Raw genomic sequence first — 6822 nt, forward strand, 5'->3', positions numbered from 1 at the left:
ATATTAAGACCTTTTAATTAACTATAAGTTCAAAACTGTATTTGCCATTAAAACTGAATGATGAGCACCGCTTCCAGCTCTGAAAGCGGCAGGTTTTGAGGCTCTGAGTAGTTGGTTAACTATTTATACTGGCTGATGGGCAGAGCCGGTTTTCACATGGGTAAAATAGAGTGGCAAGCCAACCAGAAACAGGCCACCAAACAGGTTACCCAGTGCGGTTGGCAGTTCATTCCAGATCAGGTACTCCGACACCGTGAAATCACCGCCCATAATCATGGAGAAGGGGAACAGGAACATATTGACAATGGAATGCTCGAAGCCCATGAAAAAGAACAGCATGATGGGCATCCACATGGCCATCATCTTACTGGTCGCTGAGGTGGAGATCATGGCACCAACAACACCCATGGATACCATCCAGTTGCAGAGCATGCCCCGGATAAAAATAGTGATCCAGCCTGAAACACCATGTTCTTTATAACCGACGGTGCGTGACTCACCGATGCTGCTGACCTTTTCTGCAATAGCCCCTCCGTCAATGCTATAGCCGTAAGTGAGGATAAATGACATAAAGAAAGCAACCGTCAGTGCACCCGCAAAGTTGCCAACAAATACCATTCCCCAGTTTCTAAAAACCCGTTGTGCTGTAACACCCGGACGCTTATCCAGATAAGCCAACGGCACCAGGGTAAATACACCCGTTAAAAGATCAAACTTCATCAGATACAACATAATGAAGCCCACCGGAAACAGCATGGCACCGACCAGCGGTGAACCGGTTTTAATGGTCACGGTGATAGCAAACATTGCCGCCAGTGCCAGGATAGCCCCTGCCATAAATGCACGGATCAGGGTGTCTTTATTGGACATGAACACTTTGGACTCTCCAGAGTCCACCATTTTGGTCACAAACTCGCTGGGCTCTAAGTAAGCCATAAATCCCTTTCCTTGAGGTCAGTTAATAGATATTCCATTGATGCTTCAGCAAAGTTAGTGCCAAGGTTTTTTAAATTGATAATTCAATTATTTATAGAAAAAAAACGATGCTTGTAAGGCGTTATTCTATGCGGGTAAGCCGGAAATCGGGGATATCTGCACTGCAACGATACACACCAGAGCAGATATTCATGGATTCATGACTCCATAATGCGCAGTGCTTATTGGGTTAAACAGGTATCAATACCGTTAACTATTATCAGCATTAACCAGTTCCATACTGATACTGTCGTTTTTTTAGCCTGGCCAGATGGGATAACACACCATGAATATTGTCGTGTACAGTGGCAATTGTCGTATCCGTTCACTAGCCTGATCGTTCAAGTTAAAAGTGCCTGTGTGCCGTGAAAATGCTGACGGTAACGTCTAATGATGTAAGACAGGAGCGAGCTGACTAATATGATTCCGGCCAAGATCACGTCATCCAATCCCGTTTCCTCTCATGACGTTAGCAGCAAAGGTAAGCAGGTGGCTGCCGACGAACCGGATCTGAAAGTCTGGCAAGAAGGATGTGCGTCAAAAGCCCGGAAAAATAACAAAAAGAAGAGGCGTTCAGGTGCTTCTGATAAGCCTTTTTCAGGTGCATCCCGATACCTGGACAACCCGGACTATCATGCCGTCCAGGAGCAGCAGGCCAGGCCCGATAAGGGCCTGAAGTCCCGTCATTGCCAGCGCTCAACCAAGACAGCTGCATCACCTGATGTCACTGCCAGAGGCCGTGATTCTTCTGATTTTCAGCTAGCTGCCCGACCAGAGTTGAGCAAAGCGAATTTGACGCGTGCGGAGTTCAGGCCTCGATATAAGACGCCATTGGTTGATATCGGAGCCAATCTCGTCGGACACAGGTTTGATGACTTGTCCCGGGTTATTGCCGATGCTTTCCGGTCAGGCGTAGGTCGCATCATGATAACGGGCACTTCTATTTCTTTATCAAAAGAGGCGCAGAGAGCAGTGGGTAAATGGCTGAAGCAATCTCCGCATTCTACCAGAGCCACTGGAGCCTGTGCGTCTGCCGATTCCTCCCGATGCTCTTTGTATTACACAGTGGGATGCCATCCACACAAAGCCAGTAATTTTAAGCAAGATGGTGGCATGCCGGAAATGGAAAAAATAATTGCACGGGGTGGCAACCACTGTATTGCAGTAGGGGAGTGTGGATTGGACTTTGTGCGAGAGTGGTCTCCCAAAAATGTCCAAAGAGACGTGTTCAGGGAGCAGTTGGAGCTTGCGGTAAAACTGAAAAAACCGCTGTTTTTGCATGAGCGGGGTGCCCATAAGCAATTCATTGAAATTCTGACAGACCACATAAATCAACTGCCTTCTCCAGCCATGGCCTGCGTTCATTGCTTCACCGGTAACAGTGAGCAGCTGCAGGCCTATCTTGATCTGGGCTGTTCCATCGGGATTACCGGTTGGATCGGCAACACGCGTAATAAAGATCTGGTGGGTGCGCTGCGCTCTGTCGGTTGGGAGGCTCTGCGTGACCGGCTGATGGTTGAGACCGATGCACCGTTTTTAAAACCTTATCTGGTTATGCCCCGACAGCCAGATCACCGCAGTGGTGGTCGTGGCAAAGGACAAAGTGATAATGAACCGGCCAATCTGCCCTATGTGATCCATGCGCTGAGCCAGGTGCTGGGTGTGGATGGAGAAGAGATTGCTGCTGCAACCACAGAAAATGCCCGCCGGATATTCTCAATCGTCGATTGACGCAGCGTCAGTAAATAACTGGTTAAAATAATTGAGCAATAATCAATAGGTGCAGGAGTTATTTATGCTTAGTGGAATTATCATTAATAATGATATTGGCCATCAATATAATTTTCAGCCGTTAAACCTTGAAAACCCGGTTCAAGGCGTAAGAGTTACATGTCTTTTTAATTCAAAACAAGTTGGTAAAGTAGAACTGAGACCACAAAATATAAAAACTAATCGACCAAGTAGCATTCATCCTGATTGTTTTTGTGCTGCCTATGGAATTTACAAAGACTTGCAAGACAGAGGCATAAAACCTGACAACATTACCCTTTATGGAGAAAACTGTTCTTTCTTTTCTATATATGAAGGTAATTTTATTTATAATAAGATCATCAAAGAATTATATTTGCCCGCATTATTTTCATCACCGGACTTTGATGTAGTCACTTCTCCCAATGGGAAGTATAAGACTGTCTGGAATAACAAAGCCTCACCTTAAACTTGCAAGATGATCAATTGGCCCGATTTATCACTGCAATAGCTGACAAATAGATACGCTGTCAATGTGAGCCAAACAAGGCAACGGAACGCAAAGTGTCACGTATAAATACCGGTTTAATCATTCTTCAAACAGCGTATGTTGGGTCACAATTTTCAAGCATACAGGCTTCTGGTTAAGTCGTGCCCGATATACAGAGAACAGAAGACGAGTTGGTATCCCCGGCAAGGCGGGCTTTTTTCCGGCGTTTCGCCCCTGAACCCGAGCAGGTGATCCCCAATAGCCGCTACCCACGGCCGCCATGGGCAGTAGATAACACACTATTTCTGGCACTATGTACCCAGTGTGATCAGTGCATTGAGCAATGCCCAATGCGAGTGCTGGGACAATCCGATGAGCAAGAAGAGATTCTTTCTGGTCGTCCTGTAATGGACCTTTCTTACGGTCGTTGTGACTTTTGTGGACAGTGCGTTGATGCCTGCCCATCGGGAGCCTTGAGCCGTGAACAAGGGAAAAAGCGGCAGGTGATTCCCCAACTTGCTGGCAGTTGCCAGGCAGAACTGGGGATGTACTGTAACCTCTGTGAGGAAAGCTGCCCTGAACAGGCAATCAGCTTTGCTGCGGATAATAAGCCGGTGATAGACCTCAGTTTCTGCAGTGGCTGCGGCGAGTGTGCTCTGGACTGCTACAGTCGTGTATTGGTAATGGCCAAAGCCTCCTAACGCCCCCTCAAAAACAACTTATCCAATTGATCCATGGTGAGCATGGTCCAGGTTGGACGACCATGGTTGCATTGTCCGCTGCGCTCTGTCTGCTCCATATCCCGAAGCAGGGCGTTCATCTCTTCAATGGACAGTTTTCTGTTGGCCCGCACCGACCCATGACAGGCCATGGTGGCCAGTATTTCATTGATATGGGCTTCAATGCGGTCGCTGGTACCGTGTTGCATCAAGTCTGAGAGTACATCTCTCAATAGCTTCTCAACATCAGCATTCTGCAGCATCACCGGTATCTGACGCACCAGCAGAGTTTCCGGCCCCATCCGCTCCAGGGTCAGTCCCAGACGGGAAAAGTATTCGCTGTTTTCTTCTGCGCAGTCTGCCTCACGTTCACTCACCGATACGGATTTAGGTACCAGCAATGGTTGGGCACGAATCCCTTGCTCCTGATAGGACTGCTTCATGCGCTCATAGGTAATCCGTTCGTGAGCGGCATGCATATCCACCAGAATCATCCCCTGGTCATTTTCCGAGAGAATATATATTCCTTTCAGCTGGGCAATGGCATAGCCAAGAGGCGGTGCCAGAGAATCATGTTCCGGCAACGGCTGCGTCGGCACCTGAGCGGAAAATGCTACGCCTGGTTCCTGTACCGCATGGTCACCCACAGCTTTAGCCTGACTGGCATTTACAGGCTCTGCAGAGGTGGCATATAGCTGGCTATAGGCTTCTATCTGTCGTTTAACCTGCCCGGGCGATGGCGCTTCTGATAAAGCAGGGCGACGGTCATGATTGCCACTACCGCCGGGGCTTTGATTGGCATAATGCACGGAACTGCCGGATGCTGTCGGGGTGGTTGCAAGCTGGATGGCTTCCTGCCCCTGAAACTCACCGGCATCAATACCCGATGCCGGGGGTTGAGGCGGATTGGTCAAAACCGTGGGTGGTAGCTGATCTTCCGGGCGAACTTCACCCAGGGCACGATTTAAAGTACTGAACAGAAAGTTATGAACCGTTCTGCCATCCCGAAAACGGACTTCATGTTTGGTAGGATGCACATTGACATCCACCATGGCCGGATCTAACTCCAGGTAGAGGACGAATGTCGGATGACGCCCGCTGTAAAGTACATCACGGTAGGCCTGACGAACAGCGTGAGCCACCAGCTTATCCCGAATAACACGACCATTAACGAAGAAGTACTGCAGATCAGCGCTGGCTCTGGAGAACGTAGGCAGCCCAACCCAGCCGTACAGTTTCAGGCCAGAGGCGGCAACATCAATAATGACCGCATGTTCAATAAATTTGGGACTGCAAAGTGCAGCTACCCGGCGGTCTTTTTCCGCCTGGGTCACCGCAGGACGAAGCTGATGGACACTGCGCTGATTGTGGCGAAGGGTAAAGCCCACATCAAAGCGGGACAGAGCCAGGCGCTTAACCACCTCTTCAAGGTGAGAAAATTCGGTCTTTTCAGTACGGAGAAACTTGCGGCGGGCCGGCGTATTAAAAAACAGGTCTTTGACTTCTATGGTGGTTCCCACCGGATGCGGAGCGGGCATAACCTGCGCTTCCATATCCCGCCCTTCCACTCTGGCCTGCCAGCCTGACGCCTGTTCTGCCACATTAGACGTCAGGGTGAGTCTGGAAACTGAGCTGATGGAGGCAAGTGCCTCCCCGCGAAAGCCGAGGGTAGCCACACCTTCCAGGTCTTCCAGTTCAGATATCTTACTGGTGGCGTGGCGGGAGAGTGCCAGTGCTAACTCATCCCTGGGTATGCCATGACCATCGTCACGGATACGGATCAATTTGACACCGCCATTTTCCACTTCAACCGTCAGACGCCTGGCACCGGCATCAATACTGTTTTCCAGCAGTTCTTTGACGACTGAAGCCGGACGTTCCACCACCTCACCGGCAGCGATCTGGTTAGCCAGTCGGTTATCAAGAAGACGAATGGGTTTCATGGTCAATTATTGGGTCCAATAAGAGTTCTCAGGCCAGCTCAATGTAACAATATCGGGAGGAAGTTTCTCCGGTTTTTACCATAGAATAACGAGTTTTGATCAACATTATCAGTTAAAGCAGACTCTTTACATGTTTACTATCAGCACGACGCTGGGGGGATATACACAATGACCGTTCGCAACTCGCAGATCACTCTATGCAACAGGTACCGGCGGATAGCGTACGGACCAAACCATCCGGACAAAAAAACAAATAAAGGACACCCAAAAAAAAAGAAATAGGAAGTACCCAAATAATACCCAAATAAAGGACACCCAATACCCAAATAAAGGACACCCAAAAAAAAAGAAATAGGAAGTACCCAAATAAAGAAATAAAGCCAAGAAATAAAGGACACCCAACAGAAGAGAACAGAAATAAAGGACGCCCAGAGATAAAAATGAACGAGAAATAAAGGACACCCAACAGAACAGAAATAAAAACAGAAATAAAGGACACCCAGAGAAACAAAGAAAAGACAGAAATAAAGCAGAAATAAAGGATACCCAACAGAGGAAACAGAAATAAAGGACACCCAGAGAAACAAAGAAAAGACAGAAATAAACAGAAATAAAGGACACCCAGAGAAACAAAGAAATAAAGGACACCCAAAGGAGCAAAGGAAATGGAGGAAATAAAAGGGTGAAAGTCTCATACTGAGCACAACTACAGACCCTGGAGCATAGAATTTATGTCCCGGAGCCAAAATACCCGAACAAGAAAGGCGACCAAACGCAGCTATGATTTTCATGTGACAAAAGAATCATCTGCGAGAGGCCCCCCCCATGGAAGTATGTCAGCCACTGACCATTCCCGCTAGTAGTTACTGCCCTGCAATCGAGACGCTGCAACATCGGTTATCTCTTCTTCGCCAGTCATGCCAAGGGCTCCACTGGGAGGATTACG

General features: G+C 48.2%; 5 protein-coding genes. 3 read left to right on the forward strand and 2 right to left on the reverse strand.

The window, feature by feature from the left end:
* Positions 1-123: 123 nt before the first annotated feature.
* Positions 124-936: a formate/nitrite transporter family protein gene (locus J7438_RS08545; protein WP_209200703.1), complete on the reverse strand. Its 813-nt coding sequence runs from the start codon at positions 934-936 to the stop codon at positions 124-126.
* A 459-nt stretch (positions 937-1395) separates the two neighbouring features.
* On the opposite strand from J7438_RS08545, the gene J7438_RS08550 reads away from it, so the two are divergent.
* The 3 genes from J7438_RS08550 (at position 1396) to napF (ending at position 3915) form a co-directional block, all read left to right on the forward strand.
* Entirely contained in the window at positions 1396-2706 is a 1311-nt protein-coding gene (locus J7438_RS08550) for a TatD family hydrolase (RefSeq protein WP_209276219.1), read from the forward strand.
* Positions 2707-2770: 64 nt separating this feature from the next.
* Positions 2771-3193, forward strand: coding sequence for a hypothetical protein (locus J7438_RS08555; RefSeq protein ID WP_209276220.1), 423 nt, complete (start codon positions 2771-2773; stop codon positions 3191-3193).
* 182 nt (positions 3194-3375) lie between these two features.
* On the forward strand, positions 3376-3915 hold the full coding sequence (napF, locus tag J7438_RS08560) for a ferredoxin-type protein NapF (RefSeq protein ID WP_209276221.1): 540 nt from the start codon (positions 3376-3378) through the stop codon (positions 3913-3915).
* Here napF and mutL read toward each other — a convergent pair.
* Complete coding sequence (gene mutL, locus J7438_RS08565; RefSeq protein WP_209276228.1) at positions 3912-5876, reverse strand: DNA mismatch repair endonuclease MutL; 1965 nt, start codon at positions 5874-5876, stop codon at positions 3912-3914. The two genes, napF and mutL, sit on opposite strands and share 4 nt — an antisense overlap.
* Positions 5877-6822 lie beyond the last annotated feature (946 nt).

This window comes from Thalassotalea sp. G20_0 (genome assembly GCF_017744175.1).
In the GTDB taxonomy this organism is placed as follows: domain Bacteria; phylum Pseudomonadota; class Gammaproteobacteria; order Pseudomonadales; family Endozoicomonadaceae; genus Endozoicomonas.

Coding starts and splice junctions, on each gene's coding strand:
- J7438_RS08545 (WP_209200703.1), bottom strand. CDS start 936: ATGGCTTACTTAGAGCCCAGCGAGTTTGTGACCAAAATGGTGGACTCT.
- J7438_RS08550 (WP_209276219.1), top strand. CDS start 1,396: ATGATTCCGGCCAAGATCACGTCATCCAATCCCGTTTCCTCTCATGAC.
- J7438_RS08555 (WP_209276220.1), top strand. CDS start 2,771: ATGCTTAGTGGAATTATCATTAATAATGATATTGGCCATCAATATAAT.
- mutL (WP_209276228.1), bottom strand. CDS start 5,876: ATGAAACCCATTCGTCTTCTTGATAACCGACTGGCTAACCAGATCGCT.